General features: G+C 40.9%; 10 protein-coding genes. 1 reads left to right on the forward strand and 9 read right to left on the reverse strand.

Annotated elements, in window-relative coordinates; genetic code table 11:
- The first annotated feature begins 137 nt into the window (after positions 1-137).
- The gene (locus IFO69_RS05785) at positions 138-2,342 is read left to right on the forward strand and encodes a hypothetical protein (protein ID WP_192009135.1); all 2,205 of its coding nucleotides are present in this window, start codon (positions 138-140) and stop codon (positions 2,340-2,342) included.
- 19 nt (positions 2,343-2,361) lie between these two features.
- Here IFO69_RS05785 and IFO69_RS05790 read toward each other — a convergent pair whose 3' ends face one another.
- The 9 genes from IFO69_RS05790 to IFO69_RS05830 form a co-directional block, all read right to left on the reverse strand.
- Positions 2,362-4,833 carry a Kelch repeat-containing protein gene (locus IFO69_RS05790; RefSeq protein WP_225444019.1) on the reverse strand — a complete coding sequence of 824 codons (2,472 nt, stop codon included), beginning with the start codon at positions 4,831-4,833 and terminating at the stop codon, positions 2,362-2,364.
- 623 nt (positions 4,834-5,456) lie between these two features.
- On the reverse strand, positions 5,457-6,467 hold the full coding sequence (locus IFO69_RS05795; protein WP_225444020.1) for a glycoside hydrolase family 43 protein: 1,011 nt from the start codon (positions 6,465-6,467) through the stop codon (positions 5,457-5,459).
- On the reverse strand, positions 6,464-6,706 hold the full coding sequence (locus IFO69_RS05800) for a hypothetical protein (protein ID WP_192009137.1): 243 nt from the start codon (positions 6,704-6,706) through the stop codon (positions 6,464-6,466). The genes IFO69_RS05795 and IFO69_RS05800 overlap by 4 nt, the downstream gene beginning before the upstream one ends.
- On the reverse strand, positions 6,691-8,130 hold the full coding sequence (locus IFO69_RS05805) for an arylsulfatase B (RefSeq protein WP_192009138.1): 1,440 nt from the start codon (positions 8,128-8,130) through the stop codon (positions 6,691-6,693). The genes IFO69_RS05800 and IFO69_RS05805 overlap by 16 nt, the downstream gene beginning before the upstream one ends.
- A gap of 36 nt (positions 8,131-8,166) precedes the next feature.
- A complete protein-coding gene (locus tag IFO69_RS05810) occupies positions 8,167-12,243 on the reverse strand; it encodes a hybrid sensor histidine kinase/response regulator transcription factor (RefSeq protein ID WP_192009139.1) in 4,077 nt (1,358 codons plus the stop codon).
- A gap of 82 nt (positions 12,244-12,325) precedes the next feature.
- Entirely contained in the window at positions 12,326-13,624 is a 1,299-nt protein-coding gene (locus tag IFO69_RS05815; protein ID WP_192009140.1) for a sulfatase family protein, read from the reverse strand.
- A gap of 221 nt (positions 13,625-13,845) precedes the next feature.
- Entirely contained in the window at positions 13,846-16,182 is a 2,337-nt protein-coding gene (locus IFO69_RS05820; RefSeq protein WP_192009141.1) for a glycoside hydrolase family 2 protein, read from the reverse strand.
- Positions 16,183-16,313: 131 nt separating this feature from the next.
- Complete coding sequence (locus IFO69_RS05825) at positions 16,314-17,735, reverse strand: RagB/SusD family nutrient uptake outer membrane protein (protein ID WP_192009142.1); 1,422 nt, start codon at positions 17,733-17,735, stop codon at positions 16,314-16,316.
- Between the two features lie 29 nt (positions 17,736-17,764).
- Complete coding sequence (locus tag IFO69_RS05830; RefSeq protein WP_192009143.1) at positions 17,765-20,866, reverse strand: SusC/RagA family TonB-linked outer membrane protein; 3,102 nt, start codon at positions 20,864-20,866, stop codon at positions 17,765-17,767.
- Positions 20,867-21,032: the final 166 nt, after the last annotated feature.

Raw genomic sequence — 21,032 nt, forward strand, 5'->3', positions numbered from 1 at the left:
TAGAAATCAACCCTCTAAACCATTTCTTAAGAACAGTTATTTTAATGCGCTTTTTGTCAGAGCCACCTCTTGACTGATAAGATGAAGTGCGGTAAAACTTACTGGCATAATTGCGAAAAATCAGATATTCGATAACCATGCAAAAAACTACTTTACGATACCTCCTTGGCCTTCTCCTATTTCAGGCTTGTGCCGAGCCTCCACAGGACCAAAATACTCCAAAAATTCAAGAACGAGAAAAAACAGCTTTTCAAACTTCCAATCCTTGGAAGCCAGTAACAGACGTGAGGGCAGACGTGGCAATTGTCTATAGTGTAAAAGACCATCACGGAAAAGCAAATATGACCTTTGAAGAACGTGTCCAGACTTGGCGTGACAAAGGGTATACAACCCATTTTATGTCTGGAATTGCTTGGGGTGAATACCAAGATTATTTCACTGGCGAATGGGATGGTGAATGGCACCTGGATGAAGGACAAGTTACCCAGAAAGGTGATACCCTATGGCATGGGCGCATGGTACCCTACATCGTACCGTCCATGAATTTCATCGAATACATGAAAGAAAAGGTAATCAAAAGGGTGATTGATGCAGGCATAGATGCTATATACCTTGAAGAACCTGAGTTTTGGGCCAGGGCAGGCTATAGTGAAGCCTTCAAAAGAGAATGGAAGGACTATTATGGCTTTGACTGGAGACCTCAGCATGAATCGGCTGAAAACACCTATCTGTCCAATAAGCTGAAGTACCACTTATATTATCGAGCGGTAGAGGAATGTTTTTCCTTTGCAAAGGAATATGGCAAAACAAAAGGAATGGAAGTCCGCTGCTACGTCCCTACCCATTCACTGGTGAATTATTCCCAGTGGATGATCGTCAGCCCAGAAGCAAGTTTGGCCTCTTTACCAAGTGTGGATGGTTACATTGCCCAAGTATGGACGGGGACTTCTCGAGAACCCAATTATTTCAATGGCCAGGCAAAGGAGCGGGTATTTGAAACAGCTTTTTTGGAATATGGCTCAATGGAATCCATGACCGCCCCTACTGGTAGAAAAGTATATTTCTTGACCGACCCGATCGAAGATTGGCCAAGAGATTGGGCTGACTATAAGAAAAACTACCAAGCCACCTTTGCAGCACAACTGCTCTATCCAATGGTGGCTGACTATGAAGTGATGCCTTGGCCCGACCGTATCTATGAAGGACTTTACAGAACCAGCGCAGACAGTGACAAGAAAGAGCGTATCCCCCGTTTTTATTCCACCCAGATGCAAGTGATGATCAACACACTGAACGATATGCCACTTTCTGAAAATAAAGTGAGTGGCTCCCACGGAATAGGGATCCTGATGTCAAATTCTCTCATGTTCCAGCGCTTCCCTACCCATCAGGGCTATGATGATCCTCAATTGTCCAATTTTTATGGACAGGCCTTACCGCTACTCAAGCGAGGCGTGCCAGTCAAAACAGTCCATATTGAAAACGCCTCCTTTCCTCGAACTTGGGAGGATGTGAACATCCTGACCATGTCCTATTCCAATATGAAACCAATGGAAAGGGAAGCCCATGAACATATAGCAAATTGGGTTAAAAAAGGTGGGGTTTTGGTTTACTGTGGCAGGGATGAGGATCCATTTCAAACTGTTCAAGATTGGTGGAACAAGGATGGAAACAACTTCAAAGCTCCTTCTGAAGACTTATTTCAGAAACTGGGACTTAAAGCCCCATTTGAGGCAGGCGAATTCAATTATGGCCAAGGCAAAGTAGTGGTTATTCGCCAAGACCCTAAGGAATTTATTTTGGAGGAAAATAATGATGCTGAGTTTGTGAACACCATCAAGAAATTGTATGATGAAGATACCGAGTCTGGTATGCTTGAATTCAAGAATCACTTCTCTTTGACCAGAGGACCCTATGAAATCATTTCTGTTGTCAATGAAAACGAAGACCAATCTCCATATCATGTCAAGGGAAAATTTATTGATTTGTTTGACCCTGAAATCCCTGTACTTAACGAAAAACAAGTACAACCTGGAGAACAAGCGTTTTTGTACAATATCGAAAGTGTAAAGGAACCGCAAACTCCAAAGGTTTTGGCAACGGCCTCTAGGATTTACGATGAGAAAGTGGATAAAAACGGATATTCTTTGGTCGCAAAAAGTCCACTGAACACAACCAATGTAATGAGGATTCTCCTACCGGAAAAAGCAAAAACCATAGCCATCACAGATGCTACCGGAAAGGTTTTAGAAGCAGAAAGTTCATGGGATGAATCCAGTAAAACTTGTTTCTTGAGCTTTGAAAACAATCCCGATGGAGTTTATGTGAAATTGAAATGGTAAGCCAGGCCACTTTACTTTCTTATAAGCTGATACTTGAATAAGAATGACCAAATTCCTTACCTGTGACTCTATTGTACTCAATCACAAAAGTCCTGTAGGCAATTTTGGATTCTTCTTTCATACTTAATTTCAACATTGCCTTGACTTGATACACTAAAGCTGTTTCATTTAAAGGATCAATATTAAAAAGGGCTTCAGCCAGCGAAATAGTAGTCTGATACGATTCGCTGGCAAAGCTTTTTTCCACCTCTAGTATCAAGACTGGTTCAAGTTTGGTTTCTGCTTCCTCTTTGAACAAGTCAAACAAGGGATCATCCGAAAGATACAAGAATTTACCACGGTGGACGATTCCTGCGAACTCATCTCTATACGTATTCATTTCATGAGCAGAAATGATCTCCAAACACCTTAAGTAGTCACAATAGGCTTCTTCATGGAGAACAATCTTATAGTGCCCTTTTTCGTGGACCAATTCTATTCCATCCAGTTCGCTCAAGGTTTTACGTAGGTTATTAATCGTCACCCCTCGAGAGTTTTTAACCTTATCGGCAGGTTTATCTGGCCAAAGTAAATTACTGAGATGCTGTGAAGTAATCCCATCCTCTGAAATACTGTAATGCAAAATAAGACAAAAGACTTGCTTCAATTGTGCACTGAACATGTAGGTAATGTCTCTGGACTTTGAGTCCCGAACCATAAAATTCCCAAAAAGGTAGATGGAATTGGGCTGAACCGTCTGTTCCTTCTTGGAAACGGAAATATATCTATCCGATTCTACATCGGCCTTTTCTCTTTCAGATGATTTGAGTTTAAATCGTCTGTACAAAAAGTACCCCATCCCCATAGCTATCATCGCAACACCTAGTAGCAGTGCAATGAGACTTGCTTTGCGATTTTGCTTTTGCGGAAAATCTGACAATTCTTCCTTTGTAATAGCCGGAAAAGCCAACGAATAAATTTTCAGATCCGAGGAAATATCATCCTCAAACTCCTGCACAACAGCATACAGGTTATTGAGTCCTTTGTCAAAATAGAGGTTGGCATTCGTAGTTATTTTGTCCGAACGGATCGGAATGGAATCTCCTAATATTTCGTAACTTCCATCTTTCAGGGAAAATCGATACAGGCGAAGGTAGGACTCAGAAAAATGCTCAGGATAGCAAAGCGTATATAAAGTGGAATCGTTTAATAATACCATTCCTCGAACGGGAACGACATTATCATTATCCCACGGAATCTCCCAAAGTTTGGTGACATCTTTGGTATCCATATCTACGCGATAGAGGTCATAGTAGTATTTCCTTCCAACTGACTGGTCTCCAGACTCATTCCCCATCCCTCCTAAAACATAGACGCTGTTGTTTTCTGGTTGGTAACCAACTGAGGAGAAGTAGCGTGGAGAAATTACGTCACCAGTAAAACCCTCTTCCACTTTCCATTCTTTTTGTTCCAAATCGAAAGTAAAGAAGTCTTTGCTATATTTCATATTACCAAAGCCTCCGAAAATACTGTATTGAGATTTGGAATGGTTTATATAGGCCCCATGGTGATGAAGCTGGGTTGGAAGTTGTTCATAGCTTTCTTCAGTCCATTGATAGTTATCAAGATCAAGACTTGCGACAGTTGGTCCTTCATAGGGTTTGTCATAATACACCTCATAGGTATACAATCTATTTTCTAAAGTATCGATGAAGTTAGTGCCCAAGATAAGTTTGACAGGGTTTTTCTGGTCAAACACCTCAAGATGTGTATTGCCTGTCTGTACGTTATATCTCCAAATGGAATCCTGGTTATAGTAGTATATTTCCTTTCTTTGGGGATTATAATTTGCTCCTGCTACAGATTTTGAACTAAAGGAAACTTGATGTTTCCAGAAATAGGCATAATTCTTCAGCCAATCAGGGTTGATCACCTCGCCGTAAGGATTTCCATTTATATCATGGACAATATTACCCTCATTTTCATACAAGGGGAAACTGTAGGTTTCTTCTCCTACAACGGACAAGTTTTTAATTGCAAAAGCAGGCACGTCAATGATATGATCACTTTTCCCAAAAAGAATCCTTGGAAGATAAGTGTCATCCAACTGCTGGTTTTTGGCCGAAAATATTTCGTTATCGATGGATAAGGTAATGGCATCCCCTATTAGATCAAATGAGATTTTCACATCAAACCATTGCTTTTTGAACAGCTGGTCTTTGTCCATATTGGCCACAATGAGATTGCTTTTCCCTTCCTCATTAAACTTAAAGACAATGCGATCACCCTGACTGTCATAGAATAAATTAAAAATTCTTCTGTTTACACCATTTTTAATTCTGAGGATATATCCTATTTCATCGATAGGGCTCAATGATAGGCTAAAGTCAATCGTAAAATGATCAGAAAATTCAACTTCGTGCTCTCCAAAAATATCGTAGGAGGTACGCTGGTCTATCGCTTCTTCGTTGCCATGAAATTTTAGCCCCCCGGTGAAGTAAGATTGAGACATGATGAAGCCGAGAATCAATGAAACTAATAAGTGAATTTTAGTAAATAGGAGCATCGGGTTAATTATAAATCAAACTCATATATGGGGAATGATCATATTAATTCAATATTTTTCAAGTCCACGAAATTAAAAAAAACAGTTTGTCATTTCGTCAAATCATTTACAAAAGTTTAATCTCGGGGATTAAACCTAATCCATCAATGCACACCCAATGTTGCACATATCTCAATATTGCCTTTTGCTATACTATTTCCTAATTGATTCTAAACTAATTCTTTTGGGAAGATCTTGGCCTTCATTCTTAATTAGTCTCCTTCAAATAGGTTCTTGATCTACGCTTAGACTAATTCGCAAAATGTATTGGTTCATATTGATGGATAAAGAATCAAGCTGAAGTAACTCCTCTGATTCAAACACATAGTCATTCATTCAAATGTAAAATTTTCGCAATTTTGACACGAATGCTTTCTTAATTATGTTGAAAGATAATTTACCTTCTCTCCAATATCATACATATAAGCAAATAATCAATGACAGATGGTTTATTTAGATTCCAGGATACCTTATTCCCCCTTCAGGATATTTCTTGCTTGATTTTATGGATCCATAATCTGTGCCTGTCACTATTTGGCAAAGCCTTCCCCATACAGATAGTTCCAGCTCTTGGGTAAAAAATCCAATACGTCTAGACCATTCGCTGAATCATTAAATTTAGCTATGATCAAAGCCGTCTTCCTTGGTCCTACCCTTTCTGTTGATTGATGGGTGTGAAACACATAGAACAGGTCTTCATCCACTGAAAAGAAATCTCCATGCCCGGTGCCTGGTACACCCAATAATTCTTGGCTAAGAGCGGGCTGAGCATCCATTTTTTTCCATGGCCCCAGGGGATGCTTACTAATAGCAACACCTACTGCATAGTGCTTGCTTCTAAAATCATTCGCACTGTAAATCAAATAATAATGCCCATCATGGAATAAAACAGATGGGCCTTCCGTCACGGTCCAATTTGCCTGTTCTGCATTCTCCCAAGGCTCGGTAGCTTCGATGCAAAGTTGGCTGCTTTCCACCTTTATACCACTCAGGTCTTCCTTCATTTCTGCGGCATAAATTCTATTACCACCATCGGCTACTTTTACGAAATACAAATAGGCTTTCCCATTTTGATCCCGGTAAAAGAAAGGATCTATCATCTTACCATCTCCTTCAATGGCCTGCTTTACCGTCTGGCGAAAAGGGCCTAATGGGCTATCACTTTCTGCCAAAGCAATATGTTCATTGGCCGTATAAGCCATATAAAACTTCCCACTTTCCCAAAACACCTGCGGTGCCCAGAACCCATGGTCTCCAAAAACATCCTCCTCATGGAGGCAAAAACCCTCTTTTAGCTTTCCTGCCGGTCCTGACCAATGCTTGGCATCCTTGGAAGTATAAACTTGGAATCCTTCATCTGCTCTTCCTGTACCATACAGATAATAAGTCCCTTCATGATAAAAAATGCTTGGGTCGGCCATTTGCAGGACTTCGCCTTGATCCACCTGTGCCCATAGTACCGATAGTTTCAAAAAGCCCAAAGTACTAAGCACTAATACTCTGAGCAGGTCAAACATGTTATTTGTGTATTGCTTTTTCATACAACTAAAGGTAAATTACTTTTTTTGAATGACTGGAATTTCGGCATCCACTGTTGTTTTCCAACTTTCAAGCATGCCATGAAGCTCTTCAACCTTCCATCCAGATTGAATTCAAGTCGTTTGAAATCCTCAAATTGCACGGCCCTTGCCATTCTACTCTCCCAATTTCCGGTTTCACTTGGATAGTACCGAAACAAGGGTTTTTCATCTGGCTTTTCTCCATCTACTGAATCGTCCATTCTTTTGGTGCTTTAAACCCTTCTTTGCCCACATGATAGGCAGGAACATTTTGATCGGCCTGAATCTCCTCATACACTTGGATCCATGATTTCATTTTCAAAAAACGCTCTTCATAAGCTTTTTTCACATTTTTGGTTTCGTAGGGATCATTTTGCAAGTTGAACAATAGATCTTCTTTTAGTTCCATGCCCGGATTACCCCCATTTTCCAGCACCAGCTTCCAGCTTTGGGTGACCATTGCCCCACAGCCCAAGTAAAAATCACGCTCAATCCGCTCTTCCTTACCCTCTAACACAGACACCATACTGAGTCCATCCAAAGCCAGGTTAAGTTCGCCTTTATATCCAGCCAATTCAACTAATGTGGGAAACATGTCCACAAAGCCCATCACCTGATCGATTTTTTTGCCTCCGTCAAATTTACCTTTCCAGTAAACTACAGCAGGCACTCGCACGCCGCCTTCCCACTCTTGGAATTTATGACCTCTGAGATTTCCAGCAGTACCACCTTCACCCGGAGCAGGACCATTATCACTATGAAAGATCACAATGGTATTTTCCAGTATTCCCTCTTCGGCCAGGGCATCCATAATTTGGCCAATCCCTCTATCCAGTGCCCTTACCATCGCTTCATAGGTTTGCTTTTTGGTATTCCCTCTGCCCATTTCTCCATAGCCTTTATTGGTGGAAAAGCGAGGTAAACTTTTATCAAAACCACTTGCCAATAAATCCTCCTCCTTTGCCTGCAGTGGCGAGTGAGGAGCGTTAAAAGCTACATACATAAAAAATGGGGACTCCCCATTGTATTCCTTGATGCAGTCCACTGCTTCTTCTGCTAATAAATCCGTGGCATAGCCTTTATCATAGGAAGGAGCAAAGTCATCATGCCAGTCAAGCTCACCTTCCCGCTTATGGGTAAAATAATCGATCGCACCGTTATAATGGCCATAAAAATGGGTGAATCCCCTATTGAGTGGATGATAGGCTAATTTTGAATGTCCTAAGTGCCATTTTCCTATCATTGCACGATGCTTATACCCAGCCATTTCCAAAATTTCAGGTAAAAATACTTCCGCAGTATCCACCCCAAAATCACGCCAAGGAGGAATGACTGTCTCCCTTAGCCCATAGCGGTCAGGATATCTCCCGGTCATCAAACCTGCGCGGGTAGGGGAACATACAGGTGCTACGTAATACCTTTCCATTATCATTCCCTTGGAAGCTAAATCATCGATTCGGGGCGTGGGAATTTCACTACCATTGAATCCCACATCTCCATATCCCAAGTCATCTGCCAGTATCAGGATAATATTGGGACGCTCTTGGCCATAGCCTATGCTCGGTAGTAAAACCACCATAAGAAAAGCCGCGATTATAAACAGGGTGTTGACAAGGTTTTGGGTTATTTTATGCTTTGCTTTCATTAAAAATCAATTTGTTATAGGAATATTTTTTATCGGCTAATGTTCTGCAAACCCCTGAAAATCATTTAGATTATGATCGATTGGCTTAAGGCCTTCTTTATAGCCAGATGGAGACACCCCATATTTATCTTTAAATGTCCTACTAAAATAATTGGGATCACTGAAACCGACCGCATAAGCCACTTCGGATACATTTCTGCCTTCCAGCAATAAAACAGTAGCTTCCTTCAAACGGATGGCCTTTACAAATTCAGTTGCACTTAGGTTGACCAGTTTTTTCAATTTCATATGAAGCAAGGTCCTGCTTACTCCAGCTTCTTTACTAAAGCTGGTGATATTAAAGGAAGGGTCCTCCAGGTTTTGATTTACTATCTCAATCAGTTTTTTCAAAAATTCATGGTCTTTGTTATTTACTGGTTTCTCATAATTATCGATGCTTCCGAATTTCAAAAAATGCTGTTTTAAACTGTTCCTGGATTCCAGAATATTCTTAACTATCAATCTTAATTCTTGCAAATTGAAGGGTTTGGGCAGATAAGCATCAGCGCCAATTCCAAGACCTTCTATCTTATTCTCAAAAGTTGATTTGGCGGTGAGCAAAATAAAAGGGACATGGCTGGTATCAATATTGCCTTTGATGATCTTACAAAGTTCCACTCCACCCATTTCAGGCATCACAACATCTGAGATAATCACATCAGGAACATTTTTGTTGATTTTATCCAAGGCCGAGAGTCCATTTTTCGCTGAAATAACCTTGTAATATTGAGAAAAATAATCGACGAGGAACTTTCGCATCTCTTCGTTATCTTCCACAATCATCAAATCAAAAACCACTTGATCTTCTTCTTCCAAAGCCATTTCACCTCTTTCATTTTCATTTATTTCAAAAAGCCCTTCATCAATTGATAGTGATTTATTGCCAACTACTTTCTTATAACTTTCCTGATCTTTGGCCTTGATATTAATGGGTAGCAAAATAGTGAAGCGCATTCCCTCATCTTTCATATTTTCTGCCTCAATACTTCCTCCCAAATACTTGGTAAGACTATTGACCAGAGCCAGGCCGATTCCCGAACCTGAACTACTATCCTTATTGTCTTTGGCCTGATAGAATGGCAGAAATATTTTATTTCTTTCCTGTTCAGATATGCCGATACCATTATCTTCCAGTTCTATCCGAATGGATTCTTCATGTCCATCTTTTGATGGAATCATACTTACTTTCATATTGATTTCACCAAATTCCGGCGTGTTTTTTATAGCATTGGACACCAGGTTGGTGATGATTTTCTCTACCTTATCTGCATCAAACAAGATCTCCTTATTCTCACTTTCAGAATAAAAATTAAAGGAAATGTTCTTCTTGTTATACAAAGGAATGAATGCATTAAATGTATCCTTCAAAAACAAAACAATATCTCCTTGCCTTAGCTTCAAACAAGTATGGTCTGATTCTGCCTTCCTAAATTCCATAAGCTGTTCAATCAAAAAATGTAACCTTCCCGCATTCCTTTTGATCAACTTAAAATCTTGATTTTCTAGACTATTTTTCTGACTGTTTTCCAAAAACTTATCAATGGCAGCAATGATCAAAGTCAATGGCGTCTTGAATTCGTGGGAAATATAAGTGAAGAAATTAAGCTTATGTTGGTGTAATTCCTCCATCTTATCCTTTTCAACCTTTTCCAGCTGGTAAACCATCTTTTCTTTGCTTCTCCTATTGAGGTACATTTTATAGGCATATATCACCAAGATCACCAACAGTAAATACAATAGCTTTGCCCAAACCGTCAACCAAATTGGCGGCTTTACACTTAATTGAATGGTCCTTTCCGGGGACCATATTCCATTGGGATTGGCTGCCTTTACATGTAAGACATAATCTCCAGGTGATAGATTGGTATAGGTAGCCGAGTTCTTCTCTGCTGGCTTATTCCAAGTCTTTTCAAAGCCTTCCAAATAGTAGGAATAGACATTCTTGCCTGATGAAAAATAATTGGTGGCCACAAAGTCAAATGTAATTACATTTTGATAGTAATTGAGTTCGACATATTCTGTCTCATCGATCTGAGCATCAAGTATTCCCTCACTTCCTCCTGCCTGCAAAGGCTTATTAAAAAGCTTCATTTCCATAAAATGTACACTGGGAGGTATATCCACTGGCTTAATGCTATCCGGATGAAAATGATAAAGACCATTCACTGTACCAAAATACATCCTGCCTTTTTTGTCCTGAAAACTGGACTTAAAGTTAAATTGCACATCCCGTAAGCCTTTTGATTTATCATAAGTGACAAACTCCCCAGTTTCTGGCCTTAATACTGTAAGCCCCTTATTTGTGCTCATCCAAAGGGCTCCGCTCTTATCCTCCAAAATTCCATAAACATTATTATTAGGGAGACCATTATGCTTGGTATAAGTGACAAACTTTTGTTCTGCATCATTCCATCTTAAGAGTCCCCCATTTAATGTCCCGAACCAGATCCTGTTTTTCGAATCCTGAAATGCACTGATCACTTTATTGGCAGTCAATCCATGATTACCAGGTAAATCTTTGTTAAACCAAGTCAGACTATCTATTTCTTTGTTATATCGATATATCCCGCTGTTCCTTGTACAGACCCAAAGGTTTCCACGATCATCCTCAAGCATGTCGAAGATGAATTTCTTACCTATTCCTTCTGGTTTAAATAAACTGAAACGATCATTTTCTTTATCATAGATATTTACCCCCTGCCAAGTACCAACCCATAAAGTGCCTTGGGCATCATATAGCAGAGAAAACACATTGTTATGGGATACAGAAGTACTTTCCTCGGGATCGTGCCTATAAACAGTAAATTTCCCTGTGGATGGATTATATCGGTTAAGTCCTTCAAGAAAAGTCCCCATCCAAATATTCCCGGCATCATCTTCTACAATGGCATGAACATTATTTCCACTGATACTATTCCTGTTTTTATTATACTTTAAATAGTTGAAATTTTCTCGCTTGCTGTCCCAAATGGTTACCCCTACATCTTCTGAACCAATCCACAAATTGCCCTTACTATCTTCCATGATTTGGCTAACCGCTTTCCCTCCCAAAGCAGATTTACCGCCATCAGCAACTAATTTGACAAAACCGGTATCTCTTAATTTTACATAATTGACTCCCCCAAAATAGGTCCCCATCCACATGATGCTTTCCCTGCTTTTATAGATGCAGTACACAGATTGATCACTTAATGCATAGGGAGATTGGTCAAATGATTGGGAATAATGCTCAAAGTCACCATGCCTCTTGTCATAAATATAAAGCCCGTTTTCAGTTCCTAACCATAGTCTATTTTGATCATCTTCACTGATGGCCCTGACCAAGGAAATATCCAAACCAGCAGCTGAAGAGTTTATTTTTTCAAATGCATCTCTTTTAGAAGAGTAACGGAAAACGCCTTCCTTTGCCCCTAACCACATGGTACCTTGACTATCTTTAAACATGGAATAAAAATTATTTCGAGCCAGTATATTAGGCCTGAAATCAGGGTATTCTTTAATCGTTTCCCCTTGCTTGTTTACCAGATATACTCCCTCTACCGTCATCAGCCAAAACACATCCTTTTTATACTCAGCAATAGCTAATGTGACACCTTCTCTTAATTTGCTCACCTCATTTTTCTGATTCACTAGAAAAAGTCCATCCGTAGAACAGACGTACAAATGGGAATCACTGGATTCGAAGAGATATTTGATATAGCCTAAAGGCTTTCCTTCGAAATGGATATTTTCTATCCTGTCAGTTTTATAATCAAATCGGTCCAGACCAATCGATGTGCCTATAAAAAGTCGCTCCCCATTCACGGCTTCCAAGCAAAGTATCTCATCAGCACTTAAGCCCTTCTCTTCATTTGCTTCACTATAATAGGTCTTTAGATCATAGCTGTTGTACCTGTTCAGCCCTTCTCTAGTTCCTATCCATATATAGCCTTTATGGTCCTGGACCATACTATAGACCGTGCTATGTGAAAGCCCATCTTGGGTGGTCAGTTTATGGAATACAGGCTTTATCCCTGCCCACAATTCCATATATGCCCCCATAAATAGAAGCAGGGTAAGTAAAATCCTTTCCATGACATTTTGGGTTGATTGCTAATAGTCATTGATTGTATAAAACTAATCTTTCTGACCTATAAATCAAGGACATGCCAGCATATCAAGGCAACTTGCTTTTCCAATCAAGCAACATCCCTGCTAACCTCGACACCATCTGTGGCCGGGTATCGGCTATGTTATTGGTCTCTGCAATATCATCCCTGAGATTGTACAGCTCTATTTGAGTACTGTCTTTATTCATCAGTAATTTATAATCTCCATCCAAGATAGCCAAGCGGGGACTTCTATATCTGGGATTGCCGGGAGATATGTCAAACTCTCCTCCATATTCCCAAAATATAGGTTCGTTCCTATCTGACGCATTACCTAACAATACCTGACTACGATCTTCCCCATCTATGTCAGATGCGGGTGTCTCAAGGCCCAACAGAGCAACCAAAGTAGGCAAAATATCAGTGGCATGAACTGTGGACTCCATGAGGCTACCCGGTCTGAAATGGCCCGGCCATCTCGCCATAAAAGGCACCCTGATGCCTCCTTCATAAAGGCTCCATTTTCTACCCCGGAAAGGTCCCGCATCACCTGGGGGATTCAAATTCTCCTTATAATAATAAGCCCAGTCTGTGGGACCATTATCACTGGTTAGAATAATCAGGGTATTATCAAGAACACCCATTTCTTCCAACCCATCCAGTAGCCGTCCTATTTCTTTATCCAACTGGTAGATTACAGCAAGGTATTCCTGAAAGTAATGATTGTTGGCATAATCAGTAAACTTACCCAAATGATCTTCCTTAGGGTGAAAAGGATCATGTACATCATTGGGCCAAAGATCGATATAGAAAGGTTCTCCTTGGTTTTCCTTTATAAATTGAAGAGTTCTATCCACATATATTGGGGTTTTTTCATGCTTTTCCACCCATGTAACCTGCCCCCTCCCTAATGCAGCACTTTCTTTGGAAAGGCCATCATTTTTATCCAATAACCTGTCTCCTAATCCTTCAAAAGACACTAAAGATTCATCAAATCCATAAGCTGTTGGCAATGGCGCTTCCCCCACATCCCTTCCTCCTCCCATGTGCCATTTTCCAAAATGGGCAGTTGAATAACCCGCCCTTTTGAACACTTTGGCTATAGTAGTGACATTTTCATCCAGATAGTTGGCCATACCTCTTTTTTCATTTCGCTCTCTGCTGGCCAAAAAGGAGGTGATTTTAAATTTTGAAGGGTATTGTCCTGTCATCAGCGTTACCCTGGAAGGAGAACAGATTGGAGAACCCACATAAAACCTTTTGAGCGTCACTCCATCTCCGCCAATTCTGTCCATATTAGGAGTCTGTATATCACAGTTTCCATAAGCACTCAAATCACCATAGCCCATGTCATCTATAAATATCATGATGACATTGGTTTTATTTTTATTTTGACCAAATACTTCGGTTTTCAAGGAGCTATACACAAGGCCAACAACCATCATTAAAGTTACTCTAGTAAAGAATGCCTTAATATTGCTCTTCTTAATATTCTTCATAATCTCTTTATATCTATTATTGATTTAACCCGAAATTTGCATTAGGAATCGTAATGGATAGGCTAATGCATTTTTTTTGGGTTTAATGATCAATCAGTGGTAGCTACACCATTTACGGTCTCAGAAGTATACAGCCCCATATCAAAGGCACCTTCATTGTTCTTAGTTTTTACCTCTATGGATACTACATTTTTTCCTTCTTGCAAATACTCCTCTGCCCCTTCCAAAATGATATGCGTATAATGCCTTTTTCTTCCTCCACCATCATTTAAGGTTTTCACCAAATGCCCATTTATAAAAACTTTGGCTTCAGAACGAGGGGCATAGTATTTTAAATAGATTTTTTCCGGAACAGCCTGTAATCCAAATGTTTTTCTCAAATGAAGTTCATCTCCTTCCCAAGGACTTGATGGGGGTAAAAACGGATTATCACCACCACTAAATGGCGCAGCCTGTTCCTCCCATTTGGCATCTTTATAGTCCAAAGCAGTCCAATTTTCATTCACCTTGCCAAAATTGACTTTCCATGTTTCAGGTGAATGTTCAGAGTCGGTCAGTAAATCATGTTTTTTCCATCTGGGCTCATAAAGAGGCTTAATCCACTTCTTTACTTTTTCAGGATCAATTTTCACCACCTCCCGATCATAGGTGATCATGCCGTTCACCTCTCCTTCTACATCAGTAGTCTGGGTATAAATCGCAGCAGAAAGCCCCCAACTGATCAATCCCTCCAGGTTCTTAATGATAGAATGAAACTCGTTTTCATATTCTGCCTTGTCTTGGTAGGTCAAATAGCCCCAGTTCCTTTTATCCCACCATAAATGATCTTTTACAGGCAGTCCCAAACCTCCAAATTCTCCCAGAACGGAAGCCCTGTTTTCCTCTGGCAATTCCATGCCTGGACCTGGATACAAGTGAACATCAATCATATCACCGACTTTCCTGTCTGCCCAGCCACTTGGAGCATCTACCAATCTGCTCGGATCATATTGTTTGGTCCAATGGGCCAACTTCTCTGTTTCATATTGTCCCCACCCCTCATTTAAAGGTACCCAAACTACAATGGATGGAAAATTATACAGGTTATCCATCATGGACTTAAGCTCTCTTTCAAACTGTTGAGCGGAAGCCAAGGGTCTTTCCCAGTCCAAAAGGGCATCATGCTTGACATGCTGAACAGATTTCTCTTCAGCAATAAAACCAGATGGCATATCCTGCCAGACTAACATTCCCATCTTATCACAATGGTAGTAAAACCTGGCTGGTTCTACCTTCACATGCTTTCTTAGCATATTGAAACCCATTTCTTGGGTCATTTTGATATCATAGACCATCGCCTCCTCTGTAGGTGCTGTGTAAAGTCCATCAGGCCACCATCCCTGATCCAAAAGTCCAAACTGGAACAAGGGCTCATTATTTAACATAATCCTCGTATAGCCATTGCCATCTTTTCCCAAGGAGATCTTCCGCATACCAAAATAACTCTCTACCATGTCCACCAACTCCCCCTCATTATTATAGAGTTTTATTTCCAGATCATAAAGGTGAGGGTTATCTGGCGACCAAAGGATCATATCATTTATTGGCAATATTGCAGTGGAATGATTGGACTTTTCACCTACCGTAATTTTAGTTCCAGCAATATTTTTACCATTGGAAGCAGCAAGGATTTCAAGCACATAATCCTTTGACAATGCAGGATATTCCACCGCTACGCTTAGCTCCTTTCTGTCAATATCAGGACTAAGGCGAAGGTTTTTGATATAATCTACAGGTACTGATTCCAACCAAACGGTTTGCCAAATACCGGTTACCGGCGTATACCATATTCCCTTGGGGTCGGACACTTGTTTTCCCCTGGCTTGCATGCCTTCATCAGTGGGATCCCAGACCCTGAGCACCAATTCATTATCGCCCCCTTTTACATATTGGGAAATATCAAAAGTAAAAGAATCATATCCGCCTTTATGCGCTCCCACTTTCTTGCCATTGATATAGAGTACCGTCTCCCAATCCACTGCCCCAAAATGCAGGAGCGTCCGCCCTTCTAATTTGGATGCATCAATTTGGAGATTTCTTCGGTACCACAGATAATTTTCACTGCCCACCAACTTTTTCACACCACTCAGGGAGGATTCAACAGGAAAAGGCACCAATATCTCCCCTTGATATTGCATTGGTAATGCGGATTTGTTTTCACTAATAGCAAATTCCCAAGTACCATTCAGGTTGGTCCATTCTTTCCGTTGAAGTTGTGGACGGGGATAGGCAGACCATACATTTTTAGCATCTACTTGGTCTGTCCATGGCGTTTTCATTTCATAAGAAAGCAGTCCATTTTCATCTTCCTGGCTGTTAGCAGGGGTTGAAGTGAAAAAAGTCAAACAGGCCATGATAATACTTATAGAACAATATGCAGTTTTCATTAATCCATATTTTGAAATGATGTATTATGTTTCAATAGTTTTAGGCCATTCCGCTAAAACATAAAAAGATAGCCAGTCAATGCTTCCATCCTCTAGTAAGATGGAAAGCATCAACTGACTTACCTTAACCTTCAATATCCATCGTTCTGAACGAGATTTTCATTGGCATTGATCTCTCCTTGTGGGATGGGATACAATACATTGTATGGCTTGGCATCCTTTCCTCTTTCCAAAGCCTTTTCAATGAATTTTCCATGGCGTAAAAGATCACTTCTTCTTTTGGTCTCAGAGTAGAATTCCCAAGCCCTTTCCTGTAGTATATGATCCCTTAAACTGCTTTGATCAAAGTTGGCCAACTGTAGTATTTCCATATTTTCCCCTGCCCTCGCCCGAACAAGGTTGATTAAGTCTATGCTTTCCTGGTTAGGCCCTTGAAGCTCATTTATTGCCTCCGCCTTGGACAGCAAAATATCCGCATATCGGACCATAGGAAAATCATTTTCCTGATCTGCTCCTATACGGTTGGGATCCAAAAATTTAAAACTTCTCGAATTGTCATTACCCAGTAACTGAACCAATTGACCGTCATTTCTCACATAACTGGTCAGAATAAGGTTCCTTCTATTGTCCTCAGGGGCAAAGGAATTGACAAAGGCATCATAATACCTGAACTGGGCGGCGAAGTTTGGCCCATCAATCGGATAAGCCGGAGGAAGGGAAAGTGACAACCACTCTGTTCCCATGCCACTAGCATCACGGGTCTGAGGCATTACAAAGATAAATTCTGAATTGACCTCATTCTCAGGCGCAAACATGGCTTCATAATCGGGGTATAAATCATATACGCCCAATCCAATAAGCTCATCTGCAGCATCAATGCATTTCTGCCATTGTTTGGTGTTGAGGAAAAACTTGGTCAATATGCCCAAAGCAGCTCCCTTTGTGATCCTGTTAGCCTCTACTTGTACGCTTGGCAGTCCATCGGCAGCAGCCCTTAGTTCGGATTCGATAAACTGGTTCATCTCACTAGCAGGGGCCTTTGCCGGATAAAGCTCTGGTGTGCTGCTCAGCGTCAATGGTACTTCGCCAAACCACTTGGTCAATAAGTAATAGCTGAAAGCACGGATAAACCTTGCTTCAGCGATCCTCTCATCTTTATCAGCTTGGGAATAATTTACCGCTTCCACATTATCCAAAAACAAGTTGACATCCCTAATGGCATTCCATCTGCCATCATAAACGCCACCTATCCAGGGATGCTCAGAATTAAAGGTAAAATCCTGTATAAAAGCCGCATCCCGAGCTTGCCCTCCTCCTGATTCGAAAAACAGATCAGAAGGACCTTCTTCTAGGTAATGCCACTGGATAAGTCCAAAACGATGGACTTGCATATACCCGTAGGCAGAAATCAACAAGGATTCCAACCCCACCTCATTATTAAGAATATTACTGGGGCTAAGCTGGTCATAAGGTTCTTCAACCAGCTGCTCTTCACAAGCGTTCAGGGTGGTCAACAAAAACAACCCTGCGATATATAAACTATATTTTTTCATTTGTTTTCAATTTAAATTCACAGCGTTACTTAAAAGGAAAGTCTACATCCCACGCTATAAGTCCTAGCATTGGGATAGGCGTTATAGTCAGCCCTAGCTGAATTCGCTCCATTGTTCAGGGAATTGACCTCGGGATCAAAACCCATATAGTCAGTGATCAACAACAGGTTGCTTCCCTGAAGGTAAAAGTTCACCCCTCTTAGGAATTTATGATTGGACACATTGAAGTCATAGCTGAGCCTCAAGTTTCTTAAGCGGATGAAAGTAGCGTCTTCAACAGAAAGGCTATTCACCGTACTTCCTCCATAAGAGGTGGGGTTCACTCCGGATGGCCAAGCATTGGTTGGATTTTGAGGTGTCCACCTGTTTAACAGGGGCTCCGCCAAACGGTTTCTTCCTGGATCAATCGGATAAAGGGAGTTCAGCAAGTTCTGGTTAAGCAGACTTTGGCCAAAATCTCCGGCAAAGAATATATCCAAATTCAACCTTCCATATTGGAAATTATTACGTAATCCCAAAGAAAAATCAGGGAACGGGCTTCCAATAACCGTTTTGTCAGCATCACTGATAGCTCCATCGGGCACCCCTTCAGGCCCACTGATATCCCTGAATTTGGGATAACCCGGCTGGGCATTTGGCTGCGGCGAATTGGCGATATCCTCACCTTCTTGCCATATACCATCTACAATATGTCCATAGTAACTATTTAGCGGCTGGCCTTCGGTTACTATCGTAATGTCAGAGGTAAATGGCAGTCCTCCTTGAAGAATCTGGTCACTTCCGGCCAGATCAGTTACTTTGTTCTTCACCTTGGTAAGGTTAAAGCTTGTTGTCCAAGCAAACTTTTGTTTGTCTATATTATATGATTCAATAGCCAGTTCAAACCCTTTGTTTTCTACAGAGCCCACATTGTCCAAGATGGAATTAAAACCAGAGGATTTTGGCAGGGGTAGGTTGAGCAATAAGTCATCCGTATTTCGGATAAAATAATCTGCAACGAAATTTAAACGTCCTGACCAAAGTTCCAAGTCCACACCTATATCAAACTGAGTGGTCGTTTCCCATTTCAAATTCGGGTTAGGGATCCTTGTTGCCGTTATCCCTTGCTGCTGCAGTCCATTGATCAAAGCCAGTCCACCAGCTCCTAAAGTGGAAAGAGACATGAAATTCCCGATACTCTGGTTACCGGTTTTTCCCCAGCTGGTTCTTAATTTCAGATTGGTAACCACTTCTGAACTGGAAAGAAAAGACTCTTGTGAAACCCTCCATGACAGTGCCATACTTGGGAAATAACCATATTTATTATTTTCCCCAAACTTGGAAGAACCATCAGCTCTCATGGAAAAAGTAACATAGTATTTACTATTATAGTCGTAATTGACCCTTGTAAGGTATGAGATCAGCTTATTAGAGTTTTTGTAACTGTTTACTTCATCTCTTTCTGTATTTCCCAGTCCAAAATTATTGGTCAACAGTGCATCTGAAGGAAAGCCATCAATGGTACCACTAAAACCTTTGTTGATAAAGTCCTGATAAGTATAGCCTGCCAAAAAGTTGAAATTGTGGACAGACCAACTCTTCTTATAGTTGACCGTGGCCTCGAGCATTTTATTGGATTTATCACCTGTGATGATTGTACCGATACCACTGCCATTGGCAATCCCTGTCTTGGTAGTGGACTGTACATAGGTATCCTTTCTGGCATTCAGCCTGTCAAATCCCAAGGTCAGCTTGGCATTAAGGTCTGGGATAATGGTATACTCACCAAAGACATTTCCCAAAAGCCTGGTATTCTCCTCTTCCGTATAGACATCCGCAATGATCAGGGGATTGTCCATATCTATACTAAAATCCTGATAAGGTGTTCCGTCGGGATTGAACTTGTCAATGGTCGGATCTATTTCCATGGCCGAATTGACCACACCTGCACTGGCATTGAAGCCCGTTCCAAAAGGCACATTATCATTTTTCACATAGGAGTTGGTCAGGTTAACACCGTACCTGAACTTATCACTGGCTTTAAATTCTGCATTTAACCTGGCTGAAAGGCGCTCCATACCAGAACTTATCAAGATGCCTTCTTGATCATAATAGCTTACTGAAGAATAAAAAGAACTCTTGTCATTTCCGCCACTGACGGCCAAGTTATGATTTTGTATATACCCTGTTCTGGTAATCTCATCCAGCCAATCAGACTGCTCGGTAACTTGTGACATATCATACAATGGATCCAATCCGCTGTCTTCTTGAATATCATTGACCACCTGTGCAAATTCTGTGGAGCTCAGCAGGTCCACCTTATTGGCCATTCGCTGAAGACTGCCTGAAAAATCATAGGTTACCTGAGTACCCTTATTGCTTCCTCTTTTGGTAGTGATCATGATGACACCGTTCGCTCCCCTAGAACCATAGATTGCAGTAGCAGAAGCATCTTTGAGTACCTCTATTGATGCAATATCATTGGGGTTGATCAGGTTGAGAGGATTTTTAGGGTTTCTATTGTCACTGATTCCTGTACCGGAACCTGAAATGGAAGGGCTGTTGTCAATCGGCATCCCATCAATCACATAGAGTGGCTCATTGCCAGCATTGATAGATCCTACCCCCCTGATCCTCACATTTACGGACCCTCCAGGTTCTGCGCTGTTCTGGTTGATCTGGACACCAGGCATCCTACCGGTCAGCATCTGGTCAATATTTTGTAAAGAACCCAAGTTCAGTTCATCCGGTTTGACAGAAGCTACAGATCCAGTAAGGTCGCTTTTCTTGACGGTACCATAGCCCACTACTACCACTTCATCCAGATCGGAAAGATCCTCTTCCAAAGTGACATTTAGAAAATCCTGATTACCTACCCTCACTTCTTTGGGAGTAAAACCCAAAAAGGAAAATACCAGTATATCATCACTGGAAGTCTCAATACTAAATTTGCCATCTAGGTCTGTGATAGTTCCTTTCGTACTCCCTTTGATAATAATATTAACACCTGGCAGACTTTCTCCTGCCTTATCGACAACAAGTCCGCTGATCGCTCCATTTTGAGCGAAACTTTGTGATGCTAAAAGGAATATAACCCCTAATAGCCAACATTCTTTTTGGGCCAATAGCCATCGTAAAATTTTTGGTTTCATAAGTTGGATTTATTGATTAGAAATGGTAATTCGGTTACTTTCTATAGTTTAACCATATTAGTATGGGCGAAATCCCACAGGCTCTTATTGAAGTATTGCTCTTTATCAAGGGCTTAACTTATTTTTTTGTGGGTTTTGTAAGATATAAGGTACTTGAACTATATTT

The organism is Echinicola arenosa (assembly GCF_014841125.1).
Classification (GTDB): Bacteria; Bacteroidota; Bacteroidia; order Cytophagales; family Cyclobacteriaceae; genus Echinicola; species Echinicola arenosa.